The organism is Clostridium sp. FS41, assembly GCF_000954015.1.
Lineage (GTDB): Bacteria > Bacillota > Clostridia > Lachnospirales > Lachnospiraceae > Enterocloster > Enterocloster citroniae.
The window spans coordinates 53,137-74,575 of sequence record NZ_JYHN01000030.1; the positions used below are offsets into that span (position 1 = coordinate 53,137).

Here is a 21,439-nt window from a genome sequence, read left to right on the forward strand (position 1 = left end):
TAATTCCTCCTGAATTCAAATTGACAAAACATCCTCTACACGCTCGCACAGCCGCTCCATCAGTTCCATGATACCGCCCGCACCAACCGCAGCTGCGAACAGCCCCATCTCAATCAGGGTCAGCAGGAATACATCCGTCCAGTTCGCCCGTACCACCGAATAGATGCCGCAGCCAAGAACGAACAACATGACCGGTGAAAGCACCCACAGGGATAGCTGCATCAGCAGATTCCAGATAAAGCACAGAAATCGCAGCAGAAACGCAACCGGCAGCAACAGAATTTTCAGCACCAGCTTCAACAAAAAACATACGATCTTCATGGATTTCACCCCTTCGTTTTTCTTTTCATCTTCATTTTACCGTACACACTTGCCAAACACCACGATGTCAACAGAAAGACTCAAAAAATATGTAACGGCACAGACAGTTTCATCTGTGCCATGTACTGTAGAAATCCCGCACGTTTGCGCCGTCAGCGAATACCGGAAAGCCTCTTCAGGATCAGCTTCTGCATCTCCCAGAGTTCATCCAGCCGCTTCTGCAAATCCCGGATATCCTCCGCATAGATGCTTCCGGATTCATTGGCGCGTTTTGCGTACTGGTTCAGGTTGTTGCTGCATCGGCGAAGAAGGGTGGATACCTGCGTCACATCCGACAAATCAAGATTCACGCAGTACCCGTCCATCGCCATTTTTCTCATATAGGCACCGGTGTTCCGAATACCCAATTCCTTCTGCTTTTCACGAATCCTTGCCAGCTCTTCCGGGTTTACCCGGACATTGATCCAGTGTTCCCGAACACTCATAGTGCCACCTCCTCATCATCTCGATGTGTCATCGGCGGAATGCGCCCTGCACGGTCACGCAGCTCTGCCAGGACAGACGGTTTTTCCGTTGTTTTTTCACGGTCTGGATCATCCTTTCCACGGTCATCCATATTCAGCAGTGCATCCAGTTCTGCCAGTCTTGCACTCTTTTCTGCCAGTTCTGCCTCCTGGGGAAACGGTTTTCCAAGCTCGGCCTGCGCAGCTTCCTGCTGGCTCCTAAGACTGTCCAACTGCTGTTCCGCCTTTTCCAGCCTTGCAGGAATCCCAGCAAGAGCATTGTCCAGACGTTGGATATTACCCGCAGCACTGGTGCCGATGGGTACTCGGTGGGTCATCTCGCCTTTCAACAGCACCTGATACTCTTTCTGGAAGCTGTCAAATGACAGCTCCATCTTGAAACCTCGATAGCTGCCAAGCGGCACCGGCTCCAGACTCTGATTAGCTTTACAGATTGCGAGGATTGTTTCACCGGCCTCTGCTTTTTCAGTAAAGCGTGTGCCATTTACCTCCATGCCGCAGAACACTTCTTCCGGCAGCGGATGTGCCGCCACCGTCCGAATATCCGACTGAAAGCCTTTGATGAACCCCTGCGTCTTCTCAATCTCCGCAGGGAAATATTTCATCAGCTTATCCTCCAATCGGTACTGCTGGCTCTGATGGTCTGCTTTCAGCACTTTCAGTCTTGCAACATCTACATCCAAGTCCATTTTTTCCTTGATCTGCGGGTCTCCTGCGCAAAGTGCCTTGATCTCCGCATAAGAAAGTGCCTGCTCATCCACATCATCACAGGAACGCACCGGAGATTTGCTGGTCATAATCTGGCTGATGAACTTCTGCTTATTCTCCAGTGTCTGATAGAGGTAGGCATCAAAGGTTCCTTCCGTCACATACTGATAAACCTGCACTTCTTTGTTTCGGTTTCCCTGACGGATGATACGGCCATTTCGCTGGGTCATGTCCGCAGGCCGCCAGCCTACATCCAGATGATGCACGGCCACCAGCCTGTCCTGCACGTTCGTGCCTGCGCCCATCTTCTGTGTCGAACCTAACAACACTCGCACCTGTCCGGTACGGACTTTGGCAAACAAATCTTTCTTTTTTGCCTCGGTATCCGCATCATGGATAAATGCGATTTCTTCCTCCGGTACACCGGACTGGATGAGTTTAGCGCGGATATCCTCATACACGTTGAAGGTTCCATCGTTCTTCGGTGTACTGAGGTCGCAGAACAGCAGCTGGGTCAGCTTATCCGAATGTCCTTCCTCATAAATCCGAAGTACATTCCGCACACAGGCGTTGAGCTTGCTGTTGGGGTCATCCGGCAGGAGCGGATTCATCAGCCGCTGATCCAGCCCCAGCTTTCTGCCATCCGATGTGATTTTCAGCATGTTATCGACCGATGGGTCTACCACACCGGAATGCACAGCCGCCGCCCGCTCCGAAAGCTCCGCCACCATCGCCTGCTGATGCTCCGAGGGCTGCACCACCACGGTTTCAAACTTTGCCTCCGGCACCGGCAGATGCAGCTGATCGGAAGTCTTGATATCCGCCACTTCCTTGAACATGTTCATCAGCTCCGGCAGGTTGAAGAACTTTGCAAATCTTGTTCTTGCCCGGTATCCGGTTCCTTCCGGTGCCAGCTCAATGGCCGTGGTGGTCTCACCAAAGGTAGAAGCCCAGCTGTCGAAATGGGTCAGCCCTTTCTGCTGCAACGTGCCGTACTGGAGATACCGCATCATGGTGTAAAGCTCAGTCATGCTGTTGCTGACCGGGGTGCCGGTCGCAAAAATGATGCCGCGCCCGCCTGTCAACTCGTCCATATACTGGCACTTCATAAACATATCCGAAGATTTCTGCGCTTCCGACGTGGACAAACCTGCGACATTGCGCATTTTTGTGTAGAGGAACAGGTTCTTAAACGCGTGTGCCTCGTCTACAAACAGCCGGTCTACGCCCAGCTGCTCAAAAGTAATCACATCGTCTTTTCGGTCGGTTGCCCGGAGTTTCTCCAATCTCGCCTCCAATCCTTTCCGGGTCTTTTCCATCTGTTTGATGGAGAAACGTTCGCCATTCTGGGATTTCATCTCAGCAATGGCATTTTCGATTTCATCAATCTGGGCAGTCAAAATCCGCTCCTGCCGTTCTGCGGACACCGGGATTTTCTCAAACTGGGAATGTCCGATGATAACCGCATCGTAATCGCCAGTGGCAATTCGTGCGCAGAACTTTTTTCTGCGGGCAGTCTCAAAGTCCTTTTTGCTTGCCACCAGCAGTTTTGCGCTCGGATACAGGCGCAGGAACTCGTTTGCCCACTGAAGGGTCAAATGATTCGGAACGACGAACATGGATTTCTGGCACAGTCCCAGCCGCTTTGCCTCCATAGCAGAAGCGGCCATCTCGAAGGTCTTACCGGCACCTACCTCGTGGGCCAGCAGCGTATTGCCTCCGTACAGCACATGAGCAATGGCATTCTGCTGATGTTCCCGCAGCCGGATTTCCGGATTCATGCCGCCAAAGCGGATATGGGAGCCATCGTACTCACGGGGACGGGTACTGTTGAACAGCTCGTTATACTTTTCCACCAATTCCGCACGGCGATAAGGGTCTTTCCACACCCAGTTCTGGAACACATCCTTAATGGCCTGCTGTTTCTGCTGGGCGAGGGTGGTCTCCTTTTTATTCAGAACCCGCTTCTGCTTGCCGTCTGCATCCTCCACCGTATCGTAGATACGGATATCCCGCAGATTCAGCGTATCCTCCAGAATCCGATAGGCATTGGCACGGCTGGTGCCGTAGGTCATATAGGCATGGACATCATTCCGGCTCGGTGTACTCTTACCGGTGATCTGCCACTCTGCCGTCATGGGAGAGAATTTCACCTCGATGTTCCGGCGCAGGTAAAACGGCGGTTCAAAGGTTTCTTCCATGAACTGCTGGATATAATCCCGATTGACCCATGTAGCACCAAGGCGCACATCAATCTCCGACGCATCCAGGTCTTTCGGCTGCGCCTTTCTCAGATATTCCGTGTTCACCGCAAAGACAGGGTCGGAAACCGCAGCCAGTTCTGCCACGCGGAGCTTTTCCCGGACATTGCCGGACAGATATTCATCAGCTGTTACCCAGCCGGTTTCCTCGCCGCCCTGCGTCATCGGGTCTTTGAAAATGACACCATGCAGTTCCTGCTGGATTTTTTCATATTCCCCCGGTGTACCTAAAAGCTCCGACATATAGGGCAAATCCACTCTGCCGCGCTCTCCGATGGAGATTGCCAGAGCTTCAGCCGGAGTATCTACGCTGGTAACAGCCCGTTCCGGTCGAATCGTCCGTTTGGTGAACATATCCGCCTTGGATTCCAGCTTGCCGTTTTCGTCTACATTTTCCAGAGAGCAGAGCAGATAATAAGATGAATCTTCTGAAAAAGCCTGCGCATTTGCACGGGAGTTGATAAGCCCGTATTGATCGGCGAATCGGTCATAGGCTACATTCAGTTCCCGCTGTTTCTGGGCAATCGCGTCCTCCGGATAATCGTTCAACTGGTAGTCGATCAGTTCCTGCACAATGGTGCGAAGCTCCACCATGCCTTTGATCCTGCCGGTGGCTGTCGCAGAAAGGTCAGCCTTCCGCATGATGCTGTTCTCGCGGAAGTAGACATCCCCATCCACCACGGCATAGGAGAAGTTCTTTACATTGGGGTCTGCCGGAATGGTTTCGCCCTGCAAAGACAGTTCTTCCTCCGGTGCCAGCTCCTGCGCTTCATAGTGACCGCCGATGTGCTGCACAGCCTCATGCAGCTGGTCTCCCAGATCCGCATCCGGAATCGGGATGACCGTACATTCTTCCTTGCCGTACTGGGTGCTTTCCGTTGTAATCTCGCCCAGCACCATTTCCGGGTGGGCAACAAAGTAGCTGTTGAGGATAATGCCCTCCGAAGTTAGCCCCAGATGCACCCAATCCGGTTCGATATCAATGGGATGGTCTCTCTTTTGCAGGAAAATGATATCCGACACTACATCTGTACCGGCATTGGCACGGAATGCGTTGTTGGGAAGTCGGATGGCTCCCAGCAGTTCTGCCCGCTGTGCCAGATATTTTCGTGCGTCCGGATTCTTGGAATCCATCGTATAGCGGCTGGTAACAAAGGCCACGATACCACCGGGACGAACCTGATCCAACGCCTTGGCAAAGAAATAGTTGTGGATAGAAAAACCGAGTTTATCATAGGGCTTATCGCTGACACGGTAGTTGCCAAAGGGCACATTGCCCACGGCCAGATCATAGAAGTCGCGCCGGTCGGTGGTCTCAAAGCCTGCCACCTTGATTTCTGCCTGCGGATACAGCTTCTGCGCAATGCGCCCGGTGATGGAATCCAGTTCCACACCATACAGTCTGCTTCCCAGCATGGAATCCGGCAGCATACCGAAGAAGTTGCCGACACCCATCGACGGTTCCAGAATATTGCCTTTCTCAAATCCCATACCGTCCAATGCTTCATAGATTGCATGGATCACGGTAGGGCTGGTGTAATGCGCATTCAGAGTCGAAGCCCTTGCTGCGGCATATTCTTCTTCCGTAAGAGCTGCTTTCAGCTCCTTATATTCGCCTGCCCAGGCAGTTTTCTCTGCGTCAAAGGCATCTGCCAGCCCGCCCCAGCCGACATAATTGGCCAGTGTTTCCTGTTCCTCCGGTGTTGCATCCCTGTGCTGGTTTTCCAAGGCCTTCAGCGTATAGATGGCATCCATGTTGGCACGGAATTTCTGCTTTGGACTGCCTTCGCCGAGGTGAAAGCTGTTGATGCGATAGTTTTCTGCATGTTTTGCTTCATGCTCTGCCCGGAACGCTTCTTCCTCAGCTGCATTAGGGAATGTTTGAACTGTCCCATCAATCACAGCTGTAATCGGGAGCTGATCCAATGCCTCATCCGACCATACAGTACCTGTATTCTCAATATCTTTTCCAGAATTCAGATCAACCACCAGATTGTGCAGGTGAACATTATCCTCATGCCCCAAAAGTCTTGCCAGATTTTCCTTGCTTTCCGAGCGGAAGATCGGATACACAGAATCCGGGTCCCGAAGCTCCACATCGAAAAGCCCGACTTTTTCAATCGTAAAAGCCTTTCCGTCCAGATACAGCGTATCGCCGATACGATAATCCGGCTGCACCGGAGCTGCGGATTCTGGCTGCACAGTTGCAGGCTCTTTTTCAGCCTCTATATTTCTGCCGCGAATCTCCTGCAATGCCTCTGATGCACTCACATAATCGGCAAATGTCTGCACTTTTCCGTCCGAATATCCGTAATACTCTTCTTTAACATAATCCCAAATGGCAAACGCATCTTTAGAATCCGGGAAATTATCGCCGGTCATCGTAACCACAAACCGTTCATCCGGTGCATAGCCTGACTCTCTGGCAAGTTCTCTGGCGTGTTCCTGCATTTCCAGTACCAGAGGATCTGTCTCTGCATGAGCCGGTTCCTGTACTTCTTTGGATTCCACATCCGGGAATGGAATGTCCTGCTGCAAATCCTGCTTGCTCTGCTCAACATAGAGCCAGTCTTTGGCTTCCCGTTCCTGGACTTTTTCAATCAACTGCTGACGGTAGGTCTCTGCCTCCCATTCGCTGGTAAACTCTTCGCTGACGCCATCCGGCTCCACATGAATGCCGTCCTGAATATCATCCCAAACCGCATAGCCATCGTCTGTCTCCATCACGGTAAACCGCTGGGGTGCTGCCAGTTCACTCCGGGCATAGACATCCGCAGCCGTATTCAGCATATTGTCCACATGCTCATTTCCGGTATCATAGCATTCCGGTGGCGTTGGCGGAAATACATGGGCGGCAGTCGGCATAGGAAGCGGTGCACCATATTCCTGCTCCAGCTTCCGATACTCTTCCATTTCCAGAGCAGTCAGGTACTGACCATTTTCCACAAGCCGATCTAACCGCTTATCCACCGCCGACCATGTGAGGTGCACTTCCCGGTCATGGCCATAATTGCGAAGCAGAATGCCTTTTCCGTCATAATCCGCAAAACCGCGACTGCCATCCATAAAGGTATAGCTGTGACCGCCAAGACCATATTCCGCTTTCAGGAATGCAGCTCGTTCTTTTGCGTCCCCTTGCTGCTGATACAGCGCATAAATACGGATTTTTCCGCCCTCAAAATTAGAACCTGTCCGCAGCATCCGGTCGATTTCATCCTCAGAAATGACAAAAGCGGAGGGCTTTTCGCTCTCCGCTTCTCTGGCTGCATTTTCTGCCGCCGCATCAATTTTCTGAATCTGCTCTGCTTCGGACTGAAACAGGCTCATAAAGTTTAACTGTTGATAAGTTCCGTCAGAATGACTTCCTCTGCCTGCGCTTTCAGCATGTTCATGTGCTGCACCCAGGCCATCTGGTTCGATTTCTTGTCCGGTGCCGGATTCGCTTTCAGAAGCTCCGCCATCATCTGCTCCATCCGTGCGGTCGCGGTCTCCTGAATCTCCCACAGGTGTGGGTACAGTTTCTCGGTCAGGATCAGGTGATTGTACAGCAGCGTGTTGTTCTCCTGCAGGAACGCTCTGCGCATCCTCCCGTACTTGCCCAGGGGCTTCTGTTCCTGCACCGACAGCTGGATGTCCGGAATCAGGTAATCGCCGTTCTTCGTGTAATTCAGCTCCATCATAGTTTTGGCTCCTTTCTGCCTGCTTATCTCTTTCATAGGTTCGGATCGTGCGTTCAATTTCCCGGAAGATCTGGCTGGACATTTCGCTGACCGCAGTTCCCAGCACATTGGCGGCAGCCTGCGTATTAAAATCAAAGATGTCCAGAAAATCCTCGTGTTCAAAATAGTCATCTGCATTGCCCACCGTCCGGGTAAAGACGGAATATGCGATGCTGACAGCTGCAGCTCTCTTAAAGGAAGCTCCGATGTTGAGTTCATCATACCCTTCCAAATAGGAATCTGCAACGATGTCACTGATCTGCCTGCGGTTTTCCTCCCAGTAATCCCTTGCAAGGCGTTCCGCCGCTTCCATGATGTGATTTTCCAGAGACCCGGCACCGGCAGGAACATCAAACGCTGCATCCAGTGCCCGAATGATTGGCTGCTCATGCTCTGTATTCATTTTCCAGAGCTGTACCGGTCGGGAATTCTTCCGTTCTCCGGTATCTGCCACATCAAATACATACCGCAGTTTCGGCTGCTCGCCGCGCATGTCCAAAAGCGCAATGCCCTTGGAGCCGCGCTTCACATAGCGGTTCATCCGGTCATTCCAGAGATCGTACTCTGCACAGGCCGTTGCTTCTGGTCTCTGCTTATAGATCATCAGCTGCTCCGCAAAAGGATACTTATAAAGCCGTGCGGATGTGGTCAGAAACGCTGTCCACTGTTCTTTGCTGCCAGTGATCTGTGCCGCAGCTTCCTGTGCCATCTGCATATAATAAGCCGTTTTCGTCATCATCTGTATTATTCCTCCTCTCCTTTATTCGTCCGGATACAACTCCAGTGCCCCATATTCTGCATCCGTCATCTCTGCCAGTTTTGCAAGAAGCGAGGCCGTCCACCTGCGCAGGTTTCTGTCTCTGCCGGTCAGACTTTTCTGCATCGTCTGAAGCTCTGCAATCAGCCCTGTCCGTGTACCAGGGCTGTAAAGCATCATGAGCATCCATTCGTCATCCGTAAAACGCATTTATAACTCCTTTTCTTCGCAGCACCTGCGAGGCGGTGCAGGCGGCACAGCCTCCTGCTTTTCCTTCAGCTGATCCAGAACCGATGCTTTCTCCGTCGGTTCTTCCTTCTTTCCGTTATTGATTACGCCGTCAATCATACCGTAATCGTCTTCCATTGCCATTTCTGCGGCTTTCAGGTAATTCTCCGGTTTCAAAAATCCGGGCAGCTCCTGGAAGCCGATGGAATCCACATAGTGACAGCTTACAACACCATTCTGCCGTAAAGCCACGATGTCAGACACAGAAAGACTATGCCCAGTAAAATCATCAGGGCGGGAAACATTGAATTTCGCATACAATTCCTCCAACATCGTATTCTGATCCTTGTAGGGAAGAAGCGGAGCCGTATAAACCACCTCATAATGGTCAATATCCGGCTCCAAGCCCATCCGCTCCAGTTCGCGCATAGACGAAAAGCGTTCATATACCGTCTCCTCACTGCGGCGAAGCTGCAAAATCGCATACTGGTCGGTAGCACTGTCGAGAAATGCCATCATCTTCTCATCTGATGCCTGATTTCCATGCACTTCATCCCATTTTTCAATTCTTGCCATCATTCATTTCTCCCTTCTCCATAAACGGCAGGCCGTTTTCCTTTGCTTCCTGTCGCTGCTGTTCCCGCCGCTTTTCACTATAAGGCGGTCGGATACCGACTCAGCGTTTCGGAATCGTATAAGTGACCGACCCATGCTCCCGGTGCTCCAAAATAAACTGCTCCGGATACTGTTTTCGCAGTTCACGGAGCTTCTTAATCAGGCGGCTGTCATGGGTATAAATGCTGGCGGTATCCAGTTCATTGTCAAAATTGATGACGGTTTCCTGCTCCGCCTTTGTGAACTTGTACTTCATCGCTCCGCCTCCTTCGCCTTGGCAGCTTTCACCGGCGTATCCGTTCTGGACGATAAATCCGAGAGTTTACCCAGCACAGATTCCCGTCTGCTGATTTCTGCATCCTCTGCACGGTCACAAAGTTCATCATAGTCAATCCGCGTCATGGTACGGCCACCGAACCCATAATCCGAGAGAATCTGGTCTCTGGCTGCATTCATGCGGATTTCCGGGTTGTCGATCTGTCCGCCGTCAATTTCCGTGAAGTCCTTATGATATAAGGTATAGTCGTAACCGTCCTCACAGGTCTGAATGGCAAGAAAGCCCTTGCTTCCCAAATCCCATGCGCTGTGTTCTTCCGTAATCAGCGGCTCAGGGCGGCATGTGCCGCCGCCGCATTCCAGCATTTCTGCCAGCTGGCAGATGTGCAGAACATCATACCCAAGGCGCAGATGATACTCGTCCATATATTCACAGCGGGCCGAAAACTTCCGATTCGGATACTCGATCTCCACCGCACTGCCATCCGGGATTTTGAACCGATCCTCGTAGCTGCTGGTGATAAAACGGATATTTTTAGCATTCTCCAGCTCAGGATCAGCCTTCTTCATCTGCCAAAGAACCTTCCTGCCGCCTCGCATCTGTTCCAGCATCTCCGGAGCTACTGGAGCAACGTTAAGACCAGCAAGCTGGGGAATCTTCTGGAGTACTGCCACCCTCGCGCTTTCTTCCAGCGTAGAAAACGGCTGTTTATCCAACACATCCCAGCCAATGTGTCCCTCGGCAATCTGCACCTTGCTGTTCATATCAAAGCAATGGAAATCCACGCCATCCTGCTTTTCCTGCAAGGAAAGCAGAGCAGCATTATCCACCAGATAAGCTGCATTCATCATTTTCATGCTCATTTTTTACCTCCAAACTCCAGCTTAAATGCTGCTGCACCTTCCTCGCCGGTCTCTACATGAACGGTTGTGTCATAATAACGATTGGACTTCCTGGAATAGCAATGGGTAAGCCGTGCTTTTCCCTGATTTACCAGTTGCTTTGCCAGTTCCTCTGTCATCTGCTTTCCCAGTGTCTGAAAGAACCTGTTTTCCTTCCAGAGCGCAAATTTACAGCTCTTGTCCTTGCAAAACCATCCCTTTGCCGTTTCGCAGACATCACTGCCGCAGGCCGGGCAGGAACCAATGACTTTCCGTTCCGGCTGCATTAGCACATCAGCACCTTTTACAGCCTCGTAGGTTTTAACAAGTCCGCTGACCATGCTGCTGATTTCGCCCATAAAGGCATCACTGTCATACTCGCCGTGTTCTATTTTCAGCAGTTTTTCCTCCCAGTCTGCCGTCATGGATGGGGACTGAATCTGTTCCGGCACCACCGTCACCAGCGCATTTCCCTTGTCCGTAGAACAAAGGTATTTTATTTTCTTATCGCCCTTGCGCTCGATAAAGCCTTTCTGCACCAGTTTTTCGATGATGGCAGCGCGTGTGGCCGGTGTGCCGATGCCTTTTCGCTCTACGCCAGCCGGGAATTCATCCGAACTGGCACTCTCCATCGCTGAAAGCAGAAGATCTTCGGTAAATCTCTTAGGCGGGCTGGTCTTGCCCTCTTTCAGATCGACACCGGCAAGTTCCAGTGTCATGCCTTTCGAAAGCTCCGGAAGATCACCCACCTCCGCATTCTTCTCAGCATCTTCAACCGGCTTTCCTGCATATCGCCTCCAGCCCATATCCGTGACCGTTTTGCCTTTCGTGCTGAACTTCTGACCGGCGCACTCTGCTTCCACTATGGTTTCTGCATAGCGGCAGGGAGTGCCTACCGCGCAAATCAGCCGCACCGCCAGCATGGTAAGAATCGCCTGTTCTCCACTGGGAAGAGAGGAAATGTCATAACCCGCCGCTGTTTTTGTAGGGATAATGGCATGGTGATCGGTGACTTTCTTGGAATTGATGACCTGCGCTGCATTCACTGGAACTGGCTCATCCGGCTGAATCCGAAAGCTCTGCTGGATCACAGAAACAAGTTCCGGCACCAGAGGTGCCATATCATCCGTCAGATAGCGGCTGTCGGTACGGGGATAGGTCACGAGTTTCTTCTCGTACAGAGCCTGTGTGTAATCCAGTGTCTGTTGGGCAGTAAATCCCAGCTGCCGGTTTGCTTCTCTCTGAAGCGAGGTTAGATCAAAGAGGGCCGGGGGCTTCTCTGATTTTTCTTTCTGCTCCACCTTAGTAATGATGGCACTTCCCGCCTGACAGCACTCTGCCACCAGTTTTTCTGCTTCTGCTTTTTCTTTCATCCGCTCACCGCCCGCTTGAAAATCCCGAAATTTCAATTCTGCCGAGTAGAACGGCTCCGGCTTGAACGCCCGAATTGCTGCATCCCGCATAACCACCATCGCAAGGGTTGGTGTCATCACGCGCCCCACATTCAGGGTTTGCCCATACAGACATGAAAAAAGCCGGGTGGCGTTGATTCCGACAATCCAGTCGGCACGCTCCCGGCATAAAGCCGCCTCATATAAGGCATCATATTCTGTTCCCGGTCGGAGCTTCTGAAAGCCTTCCCGGATCGCACTGTCCTCCATTGAGGAAATCCACAGACGTTCCACCGGCTTTTTGCAGCTGCTCTGATAGTAAACCAGTCGGAAAATCAGTTCTCCCTCGCGCCCTGCGTCGGTTGCACAGATCAGGCTCTCCACATCTTTCCGCTGCATGAGCTTTTTCAGGATTCCGAACTGCTTTTTCGTGCTGGCAGATACCTGATACTGCCAATGATCCGGCAAAATCGGAAGATCATCATACCTCCACTTGGCATACTTTTCATCATAGGCTTCCGGCTGGGAAAGCTCCACCAGATGCCCCACACACCAGCTGACAAGGTAGCCATTGCCCTCCATATAACCGTCCCCGCGCTGATTTGCCCCGATCACCTTCGAGAGGCTCATGGCTACCGAGGGCTTTTCCGCTAATACAAGCTTCATTCGATACTGCTCCTTTCGCAAAAAAATTAGCAGCCAGACACCGAAGCGCATGACTGCTATGTAGAAATGCCTTAACGGGCATCATTCCTTTTTATTTGAAAATATGCATCCATTTCAATCAGTTCATCCGGTGTCATTTTTTCTATGTCGGTTTTTGTATATCCTTCTGGCACTGACTTAATAAAATGTTTTCTAAGTATATTATCAGCATATTTTCGGCTCTCTACCAAATCGTGATAATCTTCAAGTTCTGAAATGATTCTTTGGCAATTATACATCTCTGCATCGCCATATCCATCTTGCTTAAAGTGTTTATAAATAACTGACAGAATTGCATCAAAAAGGTCGTGTTGGAAAGAGTATTGTTCCTCGAAATCTTTTTCTTCAAACTGTTTATAGGAGATTTCAAATAGCGACAGTATTCTCTTCAATGTTTCATCGATTTTTTCGCGTTGCAGTCTTTCTTGTTCTTCACGAAAATATGGAAAATCTTCAATATGTGTCAAAGGATTCAGGTACAGTTCTCGTACCACCGAGTTCGTTGTGTGAAATGCTCCTTCCACAAGTTCACCTGTTAGCAGTCTTGAATCAACATCCAAATATTTAGCAATCTGCTCGATATACTGCCGCCGCATCTTGCCATTATTCAAAGAACGGCGGATTGTCTTATCTGAGCACTCGATGCTTAATTCCTCATCTAACCGGCGTATGCTGGTTTTCTTCAACTTCAGTACCTGCATAAACACATCTTTATTTACATGGTCTGTTTCTACGAATCCTTTTGGCATCAGTTTTCTCCTTGCGGTCATTATAGATATATAGTCCATTGATTGCGGTCATCTTCAATGCTATTATAATCGTGCAACCAAACGTTCGCAATGCCTATTTTACTTAAAATGACCGTCAAAAAATCAAACATATCTGAAAGGAGCAGTGTCCTATGTCCTATGAAACAATCACAACCGTCAGCAACATTCTTAATAGCAAGAATGGCCCTCTATACGCTGGAATGGCTTCTATAGTCGTTTTAACTCTTGCCCATATGCTCACAGAAAATAACTACAGCATTTCCGGCTCGTCTGGTAACATCACTACTTGCAACACATCTAACCTGGCAGAAACTTCTACAAAATCATAAGTTTGCTATTCTCTGTAATTATTTCTATGTAAAAGGGACGGCCTTTCAGCCGCCCCACAGGTCAACGCAGCGTTAATTAGACAGGTTCATCATCCGATTCTGCTTCATAATCCTCGTTGACATCCACTTCTTCGTCCTCGTCACCATCATCCTCCGGCAGCTGGAGCGCATCTTCATCCTCATCGTGATAATCTGCATCCGGGTCCGGCTGATTTTTCTTGGATGCAGGCTTTACGCCCTTCATCTTGATATAGAGATAACCGCCGACACCGGCTGCACCAATCACAAACAGAAGCAGCATAATCATCGGAAGCGGAGACGCTTTCTTCTGCTCGCTCTCTGTTTTCTGCTCTTCCGGTGCAGGTTCCGTCTCCTGCGGCTTTTCGGTTTCCGCAGGTTCTGTGACTTCCGGTTCCTTCTCCTGGTACTTGGCAGCTTCCTCTTCATCCATCAGCGCAAGCAGATCGGCCTCATCCACCATGTTCAGGAAATGCACATTCTGGTTGCCGTCCTTATCGCGGTCGATAATCAGATAGAAGGTGTTGCCCGCCTTTGTCACCAGTGTGATGAACTGCTGGCTGGATTTATCTTCTTCCTCACCGATATCGTCCACCAGCGTCATATTACCTTCCGGAGTCAAAGCTGCACTGGCTTCCTTCTCATCCTCGGATGACAGTCCGCTCTGCATCAGATCCAGAAACAGCTTCAGCGCATCTTCACTGAACATGCTGCTGTCTTTTGCAGAATCCGTGACATTCAGGTACTTTCCATGTGCATATCCGGTTTTGCCGTTGAAGTTTACCTTATACCAGTCACCGCATTTTTCGACAATCTCCACCGTATCGCCAGAATGCAGATACCCGATAATCTCCTGATCCATGCCGGGACCAGAACGGAAATGCAGGCTGGTGATACCAGGCACTACCGTGCCGATCTGCTTTTGGGCCTTCTCGCTGCCGATATTGTATTCTTTGCTGCCCACCGTAACGATCAGGTTCCCATCCGCATCCGTAGAGACTTCATAGCCATCCGGCAGAACCTGCATGTCCGGGTCGATTTCGATGCTGTCGGTATTGTCCGTTTTCCCTGCATTTGCGCTTTCCGCTGCATCCGCTTCCTGTGCAGCGGTACTGACAGATGTGTTCTTCTGCACATCATCGCCCGTATAGGCAAACGCAGTGGTCGTAAAGGTTCCTGCCGCCATCACACTGGCAAGCAGCATTGCCATCATCTTTTTCATTCCATATCCTCCGTTTCTTTCTCATCCAGTTTCAGATTTTCCGGGTTGGGAACCGCAGCCTGCGCCATCTGAATGATAACTGCCAGCTGTTCCGGGGTCAGGCTCTGGGCATGTACCATTTCACAGATTTCGCTGTTTTCCTGCTCGTGGTACTTTCTGTCCCATTCCTTTCTGCGTTCCTCCCACTCATCGCGTTTCCTGCGGGCTTTCTCACGCTCCGCAGCGATCTTTTCCAGTTTCAAACTCATGTTGTGTCCTTTCCGGGCGAATAACCGCCCTGTTTTTTATCGAATTCTTCCCATACAGTAGTAATGCTGCCGCCAGTAGTTCGTCTCAATGGAAGCATAGGAAATTGGGTTGCCACAGTGGATCATCATCCCGTTGCCGACATAAATGCCCACATGGGACGCTCCGCTGGTGTTGTAGGTTTTCTGGAAGAAAATCAGGTCTCCGGGCTTTGCCTCACTCTTTGGGATAATGTCGCATTTTCCCATCAGACCGTTGGCCGTCTGCCTGCCTACATTCCAGCTATTGCAGCAGTGGTTGATGACCCAGCTTACAAAGCCGGAACAGTCAAAACTGGTACTCGGTGAGCTGCCGCCCCAGACATAGGGATAACCGAGATATTTCTCTGCTTCGGTAATCATCTTCCGGAATTTTTCATCCGTCAGAGCTTCGCCCGGAATGTCGTAATCCTGGTATTCTCCGCTGGAACCCGCGCCGTCCGGCGTTGCAAAGGCGATGCCTGCAAACAGATCATCCCGATTGCCCCGGCACTCCAATGTGACTTCGTAGCGTTGCAGCTGGTCATCTGTAAGACCGGAATTTCTGGCAACATAGTCTACGCCCCGATTGAGCAGCGTTACATTGAGGATTTTATACTCATACTGTACCGTTACCTGATAGGTGTAGGTGTGACCGGTTCCGGTGATTGGATTGTAGCGATAGCCCACACGGGTTTCTTTCCTTGTCCGGATTTCTACCTTTTCCTCCAACTTCAGCTCATACTGCGCTTCAAAAATACTCTGGAGCCGCGCCTGCACCTGGCTTCTCGTGTAGTTTTCAAATTCTACGGTCAGCAGAGAAGCAAGCTCATAGGGATTGTGGCCGATTTCCGCCAGATTGTATCGATACTCGTCATAGCCCGGATGGTCGGTTTCAATACGGTCGATTTGTTTGCGAAGTTTATCTTCCAGCTTGGTATAATCCGTCTCCACGCCTTTCAAATCTTCATCTTCCGCTGTATAGGAAGTACCCAGCACCACATTGCCGCCGCCATTGATCAAGACGGAGCAGGACGAAACCGACCCGGCAATCACCAAAACAAGCAGTCCCACGGCTGCAATCCCGATGATGATATGCGAGTGGCTCTGCACAAACTGAAATGCCTTTTCCGTCATGCTGGCAGTACCCTGCGCAGCTTTGGCTGTGCCAGCTGCTGTGTTCTCCGCAGCGGCCGCACCTGCCTTCGCAGCGGCATACTCTTTTTTGATAGCCTGCTTCTGCCGCCATCTGGAAAAGAAATTCGAGCCAGCTTGCGGATCAGACTTCATGCGTTCCGCAAAGATGGAATCCACGGCATCTTTATCTGCCTTTTTCTGCAACCGCTCCAGCTTTTTGTACTGCCGCAGCTTTCGACCATATTGGAACCGGGAACCGGCACGGGCTGCACCTTCCGCTGAACCTTCGGAAAAATGCGCTGCCTCCACACCGGAATTATTATCCTGGTCGGCATTGCGCACACTCTGATGTGCTTTGGCTGAAAGCGCATCTGCCGCAAGATTCCCCGGCTTCTTTGGCTTACCGCCCTTTTTCCCGGAAGCCGCTTCATTCTTCTTCGCCTTTACCTCCTGCTCCGATTCCAGCTTATTACTGCGCATCTTGGCAAGATCGGCCTCGTGACGAATCTGCCTTCGGTGTTCCGCTTTTTTCTTGCTGCTGTCTCCCGTACTGCTGTCTGCGGTCTTGCTTCTGGAATCGCGAAGGGTGTTCTCCGCACCCTCGCGCTCCTGCCGCAGCTTGTCTCCGAGATTCGGATTTTTCTTGCCAGCCATCGCTTACGCCTCCTTTGCTTCCTGTACTTCGGTTAATTTGGTCGTCATAATCCGGTACAGTTCCAGATCGGTCGGGAAACGATCAACGAACGGCAAAATCACATTTCCGTAGAACAGCAATCCTTCGCCTTCACCGGAGTGGGTCACATAGGACAGCTGATGTGGGCTGATATTCAGCTGATCCGCCAGAATCTGACGATCACCGGCTGCTTGATTCAGCATATAAATGAAGTCGCTGTTCTCAAAAATGTTCGTCACTTCGCGGGAAGAAAGCAGGTCTTTCACGTTCTGGGTGATGCCGGTTGGAATACCGCCCCATTTACGGAATCGCTTCCAGATTTCCACACTGTAGGCCGCTGTCTGCTCCTCTTTCAAAAGCAGATGGAACTCGTCCATATAGTAGCGAGTAGCTTTACCGGCGTTACGGTTGGCAGTCACACGCCCCCAGACCTGATCCTGCACCACCAGCATACCGATCTTTTTCAATTGCTTGCCCAGCTCCTTAATGTCATAGCAGACCAGCCGGTTATTGATATCTACATTGGTGCGGTGGTTAAACAGGTTAAGAGAACCGGTCACATAGATTTCCAGTGCCGTTGCCACATGGTGTGCTTCCTTTTCATCCTGCCGAAGCAGTGCCTCGTACAAGTCTTGCAATACCGGCATATTCTCCGGCACCGGATGCTCAAAATAGGTCTGGTAAATCTGATGAACACAGCGGTCGATGACCGTCTTTTCTACCGGCTGCAAGCCTTCCTTGCCGCCCACGATCAGCTCACACAGGGACAGGATAAAATCTGCTTTCAGGGCAATCGGATTATCCTCTTCCGAATAGTTCGCATTGATGTCCATCGGGTTGATATACTGCGTGCTGGAAGGGCTGATTTTAATGACCTGCCCCTCAAATTTCTGCACCAGAGCCGTGTACTCGGCTTCCGGATCGCACACGATTACATCGTCATCCGTCACCAGAAACGCATTGGCGATTTCACGCTTGGCAGAGAAGGATTTACCGGAACCGGGAGTACCCAGAATCAGCCCGTTAGGGTTTTTGAGCTTTTTCCGGTCAACCATAATCAGGTTGTTGGACAGCGCATTCAGCCCATAGTACAGAGCCTCTTTCCCAGTCTGAAACAGCTCCTGGGTGGTAAACGGCACGAAAATCGCCGTGCTGCTGGTAGTCATGCTACGCTGAATCTCAATCAGGTTCTGTGCCAGCGGCAGGCAGCTCATCAGCCCCTGCTCCTGCTGGAAATCCAGACGGCGCAGGTTGCAGTTGTACTTCTGTGCGATGCTGGAAGCCTGAAACACATTGGTCTCCAGCTCCTGCTCCGTCTCGCCGGTGTTCATCACCAGAAAGGTCAGCAGGAACATACGCTCATTCTGGCTCTGCAATTCCTTCAGCAGTGCCTTTGCGTCCTTACCGTAAGTTGCCAAATCGGACGGAATGATGTCCATATCGTATCCGGAACGGACAGCTTTCTTCTGTTCCTCAATCTTGGAACGATCCAGCTCCGTGATGGTGTGCTTAATGGACTTGATTGCTTTGTTCTGGTCTACCGACTGAATGTGCATGGTCACAATCTGGCTGGATTCCATATCCAGAAAGTCCTTCAGCAGCTGATCCGACAGGTCGGAAGCCGTGATCTGGAGATAGGACATGGAACCATACATCCCGCCCATCTGAAAAATACGGTTCTTCGGAAACGCAAATCCGGTCGGCGCAATAAAGTCCTTTACCGACAGCCCGCTCTCCGGCAGCCACTTCCAATCGAAATTGAATCGGTCATGATCACCCATGTGGAACATATCGTGCATCAGATGAAGCCGTTCCTTACCGTTGAGCAGTTTTGCCCGGACACCCAATCGTTTGAAGTTGTTCATCAGGTCAATCTCAATGTGAATGAGCCTCGGCTTTGCCTGTTTCATGGATTCTGCTTCAATGCCAAACGTCAGGTACTTCGTCTTGGTCAGGCCGTTGTTGCCCTGGGCAAGCTGCCGGCGCAGCATGGTGCTGTACTCCGTGCGCACCGGATTGAAATGATCCTTCTGGTACGGGATGCGCACCATCTTCTCAAAATTCGAGGCATCCGTAGCCATATTCATAAAAGAAAGCTCAAAGCGGATGCTGGAATCAAAGAAGTTCAGGAAGCTGCACCATTCCTCAAAGATAGCCGTCTGATCTTCCTGTTGTGCCAGCTGATAATTGATGTCCTGAAACTGGATGGTTTTGGTGTAGTAGTTGTCCGTCACACGGCAAATACCGTCCGGGAACATCCGCTGAAAAGGAATGCTCTCCTGTGCCGAATGCGGAACCGTGCGGTCACCCCTTGCGCGGTCAATCACCGTCTGCACCTGTTTCTGCTCTGTGGCTGACAGATGGGACGGCATTCGGATGTCATCCTGCTTTTTATTCTTCGCTGTCAGCTTTTCGAGAATTTTGAACAATGCGATTTACCTCCATTTCCACATCTGCCTGCTGTACCAGCAGTGCATAGTAATTTTTTGTTTTGTAAGGCCGCGTTTTCGGCCTCTTGAACTTTGCCTCATAGAAGTGCTTTGCCACCACTTCCAGCGGCTGACCGTCTTTCTCGTACATGGCAAGAAAGAAGAGCGGCAGCATCACCGCCATCATGCCAAGGGCGGCAAGGCTCAGATTCCCGCTGAATTTGAGCAAAAAGAAAACCGGAACGCCAATCAGCGCACCGGCTCCGAAGCAGAGAATCTGCCGTTTGGTCAGGTTCATAAAGACCTTGGTTTTGACCTTTGAAAGGTCACGCGGTACAGAAATATAAGATGCCATGAATCATGCCTCCTTCCTTAATGCGCTGCAAACACGGATTTTGCGAGGCTTCCCGTCTTAAACAGCGTAAATGCCAGCAAAACCGTATAGCCCATAACGCCCCAAATGCTGCTGATAATGTTATCCGAAAAGGACAGGTTCTGAATCAGAACTGCATAGATGCCTACACAAATCATGATAAGAAAGCCCTGGAATCCCAGTGCAAACAGGGAGCGCAGATAGTTTTGACCGGTATGGCTCTGCTCATGGTTTCCAAAAGTTGCAAATGGAATCGGCGCAAGGCTCACCATGAGATATATTTCCACCATTCGGCCATACACGATGACAAAGATGATAGCCGACAACGCCAGCATCGTGACCTGAACCACAAAGGTCTGCAAATACAGTCCCAGCAGCGGTCCCAAGTCCATCCCTTCCAGTGTAGCCTGCATCGCTGTCAGGGTCGCATCGCTAACGGACGTGCTGCCGGAAATCAGCCCGCCGCTTCGGGAAATCACTTGCTGCGCTACATCAAAGACAGCCATCGTGATATTGAATGTGTTCGAGATCAGAGTCACTGCCAGAAAGGTCTTAAAGACCCATTTGAAAAATGTCCAGGTCTCGAAATTTGCCAGATTGTTATGCTCGATGAGCATCTGGATCAGCTCATAACAGGCGATGAATGTCAGCACCATTCCGGCAATGGGCAGGATCACGGATTCCGAGATGTTGCGGATCATAGAAAAGACCGCAGGTGAAAAGTTCGCCGGTGTGGTTCCCACATCGCCTGCGATCTGTCCAACCTGCTGGTTGACCGAATCAAACATCCCTGAAAGATTTCCCATGATACCGCTAATGATCATGCTCTTGAGCCAATCTGTGATTTGTTCAAGGATACTCTGCATGAGCCGCCTCCTTCCTTACGCAAACACGCCGAACAGCTTCGCCATCCGGGACAGAAGCATGAACAGCTGAGAGAAAAGAGACAGTGCCGATGCAGTTGTAGTAAGAAACGCCATAGATTTGTCCTCCTGTAACTTGTCCGGCCTATCAGCCGGTGCGATTCTAAACTGCGGTTCGCGCCATACTTCCAACATGTGCACCTGCCGGAGAGCGCAGAAAATAGCCAGCTGCGGAGATTGCCTGCACCTGACTATGTAACAGGCAGCTTTCGCCGCCCGGTCGGAATCTTTGTTCCGACAGCTTTCGCTTAACCGAACAGACCGGAAAGCAGCGGCACCAGAGTTGTGCCAATCAGTGCCACGCCACCGCCAGCCATCAGCTGCTTCATACCCTGAGACTTAGCACCAGGGTTGTCGTTGCCATAGCCTTCCAGCAGGTTGATGGCTCCCCAGATGCCGAGACCTGCACCCAGTGCGATTACGAGGGTCTGAAGAACGGTTACTGCGCTGTTGAAAAATGCCATAAATGTGTACCTCCTTGTACGATGCGCCCTTATGGGCTGATGAATAGTGAATTTCCCCCTGCATGTGCACCTGCAAATGGGCAAAAAATAGCCAGGTCTCCAATTTCAATCAGAAACCTGGCTATGTAAAAGGGCGGCTCACCGCCGCCCTCATCAGAATTCCAACCTCGTATGCTTTCTGTTTAACCAAAAAGTCCAGAAAGCAGCGGCACCAGAGTCGTGCCGATCAGTGCCACGCCGCCGCCAGCCATCAGCTGCTTCATGCCCTGAGACTTGGCACCGGGGTTGTCGTTGCCGTAGCCCTCCAGCAGATTGATGGCTCCCCAGATGCCGAGACCGGCACCCAGTGCGATGACGAGAGTCTGAAGAACGGTTACTGCGCTGTTGAAAAATGCCATAAATGTGTACCTCCTTGTACAATGCGCCCTTGTAGGCGGATGAATAGTGATTT

General features: G+C 50.9%; 18 protein-coding genes. All 18 read right to left on the reverse strand.

What is annotated here, in order from left to right; translation table 11 throughout:
• Positions 1–15: 15 nt before the first annotated feature.
• A complete protein-coding gene (locus CLFS41_RS04080) occupies positions 16–321 on the reverse strand; it encodes a hypothetical protein (protein ID WP_045091545.1) in 306 nt (101 codons plus the stop codon).
• A 152-nt stretch (positions 322–473) separates the two neighbouring features.
• On the reverse strand, positions 474–806 hold the full coding sequence (mobC, locus tag CLFS41_RS04085) for a plasmid mobilization relaxosome protein MobC (protein ID WP_045091546.1): 333 nt from the start codon (positions 804–806) through the stop codon (positions 474–476).
• Positions 803–7,141: an SNF2-related protein gene (locus tag CLFS41_RS04090; RefSeq protein WP_242856767.1), complete on the reverse strand. Its 6,339-nt coding sequence runs from the start codon at positions 7,139–7,141 to the stop codon at positions 803–805. The genes mobC and CLFS41_RS04090 overlap by 4 nt, the downstream gene beginning before the upstream one ends.
• A 5-nt stretch (positions 7,142–7,146) precedes the next feature.
• A complete protein-coding gene (locus CLFS41_RS30660; RefSeq protein ID WP_227970575.1) occupies positions 7,147–7,491 on the reverse strand; it encodes a TnpV protein in 345 nt (114 codons plus the stop codon).
• 802 nt (positions 7,492–8,293) lie between these two features.
• The gene (locus CLFS41_RS04095; RefSeq protein ID WP_045091548.1) at positions 8,294–8,500 is read right to left on the reverse strand and encodes a transposon-transfer assisting family protein; all 207 of its coding nucleotides are present in this window, start codon (positions 8,498–8,500) and stop codon (positions 8,294–8,296) included.
• Positions 8,501–9,094 carry a YodL domain-containing protein gene (locus CLFS41_RS04100; RefSeq protein WP_045091549.1) on the reverse strand — a complete coding sequence of 198 codons (594 nt, stop codon included), beginning with the start codon at positions 9,092–9,094 and terminating at the stop codon, positions 8,501–8,503.
• A 100-nt stretch (positions 9,095–9,194) separates the two neighbouring features.
• Positions 9,195–9,389 carry a hypothetical protein gene (locus CLFS41_RS30665; protein WP_242856769.1) on the reverse strand — a complete coding sequence of 65 codons (195 nt, stop codon included), beginning with the start codon at positions 9,387–9,389 and terminating at the stop codon, positions 9,195–9,197.
• Positions 9,386–10,273, reverse strand: a complete 888-nt coding sequence (locus CLFS41_RS04110) for an LPD16 domain-containing protein (RefSeq protein ID WP_045091550.1) — start codon at positions 10,271–10,273, stop codon at positions 9,386–9,388. The genes CLFS41_RS30665 and CLFS41_RS04110 overlap by 4 nt, the downstream gene beginning before the upstream one ends.
• The gene (locus CLFS41_RS04115; protein WP_045091551.1) at positions 10,270–12,348 is read right to left on the reverse strand and encodes a DNA topoisomerase 3; all 2,079 of its coding nucleotides are present in this window, start codon (positions 12,346–12,348) and stop codon (positions 10,270–10,272) included. The genes CLFS41_RS04110 and CLFS41_RS04115 overlap by 4 nt, the downstream gene beginning before the upstream one ends.
• Positions 12,349–12,419: 71 nt before the next feature.
• Positions 12,420–13,136: a hypothetical protein gene (locus CLFS41_RS04120; RefSeq protein WP_045091552.1), complete on the reverse strand. Its 717-nt coding sequence runs from the start codon at positions 13,134–13,136 to the stop codon at positions 12,420–12,422.
• Between the two features lie 426 nt (positions 13,137–13,562).
• Positions 13,563–14,726 carry a CD1107 family mobile element protein gene (locus CLFS41_RS04125; RefSeq protein WP_045091553.1) on the reverse strand — a complete coding sequence of 388 codons (1,164 nt, stop codon included), beginning with the start codon at positions 14,724–14,726 and terminating at the stop codon, positions 13,563–13,565.
• Positions 14,723–14,974 carry a DUF4315 family protein gene (locus CLFS41_RS04130; protein ID WP_013274293.1) on the reverse strand — a complete coding sequence of 84 codons (252 nt, stop codon included), beginning with the start codon at positions 14,972–14,974 and terminating at the stop codon, positions 14,723–14,725. The genes CLFS41_RS04125 and CLFS41_RS04130 overlap by 4 nt, the downstream gene beginning before the upstream one ends.
• Positions 14,975–15,010: 36 nt before the next feature.
• Complete coding sequence (locus CLFS41_RS04135; RefSeq protein WP_045091554.1) at positions 15,011–16,780, reverse strand: C40 family peptidase; 1,770 nt, start codon at positions 16,778–16,780, stop codon at positions 15,011–15,013.
• Positions 16,781–16,783: 3 nt separating this feature from the next.
• On the reverse strand, positions 16,784–19,171 hold the full coding sequence (locus CLFS41_RS04140) for a VirB4-like conjugal transfer ATPase, CD1110 family (RefSeq protein ID WP_045091555.1): 2,388 nt from the start codon (positions 19,169–19,171) through the stop codon (positions 16,784–16,786).
• 19 nt (positions 19,172–19,190) lie between these two features.
• Complete coding sequence (locus CLFS41_RS04145) at positions 19,191–19,583, reverse strand: PrgI family protein (RefSeq protein ID WP_045091556.1); 393 nt, start codon at positions 19,581–19,583, stop codon at positions 19,191–19,193.
• Between the two features lie 17 nt (positions 19,584–19,600).
• Positions 19,601–20,467, reverse strand: coding sequence for a VirB6/TrbL-like conjugal transfer protein, CD1112 family (locus CLFS41_RS04150; protein ID WP_002576403.1), 867 nt, complete (start codon positions 20,465–20,467; stop codon positions 19,601–19,603).
• A 305-nt stretch (positions 20,468–20,772) separates the two neighbouring features.
• On the reverse strand, positions 20,773–20,988 hold the full coding sequence (locus tag CLFS41_RS04155; protein ID WP_002576404.1) for a Maff2 family mobile element protein: 216 nt from the start codon (positions 20,986–20,988) through the stop codon (positions 20,773–20,775).
• 182 nt (positions 20,989–21,170) lie between these two features.
• Entirely contained in the window at positions 21,171–21,386 is a 216-nt protein-coding gene (locus CLFS41_RS04160) for a Maff2 family mobile element protein (RefSeq protein ID WP_002576404.1), read from the reverse strand.
• Positions 21,387–21,439: the final 53 nt, after the last annotated feature.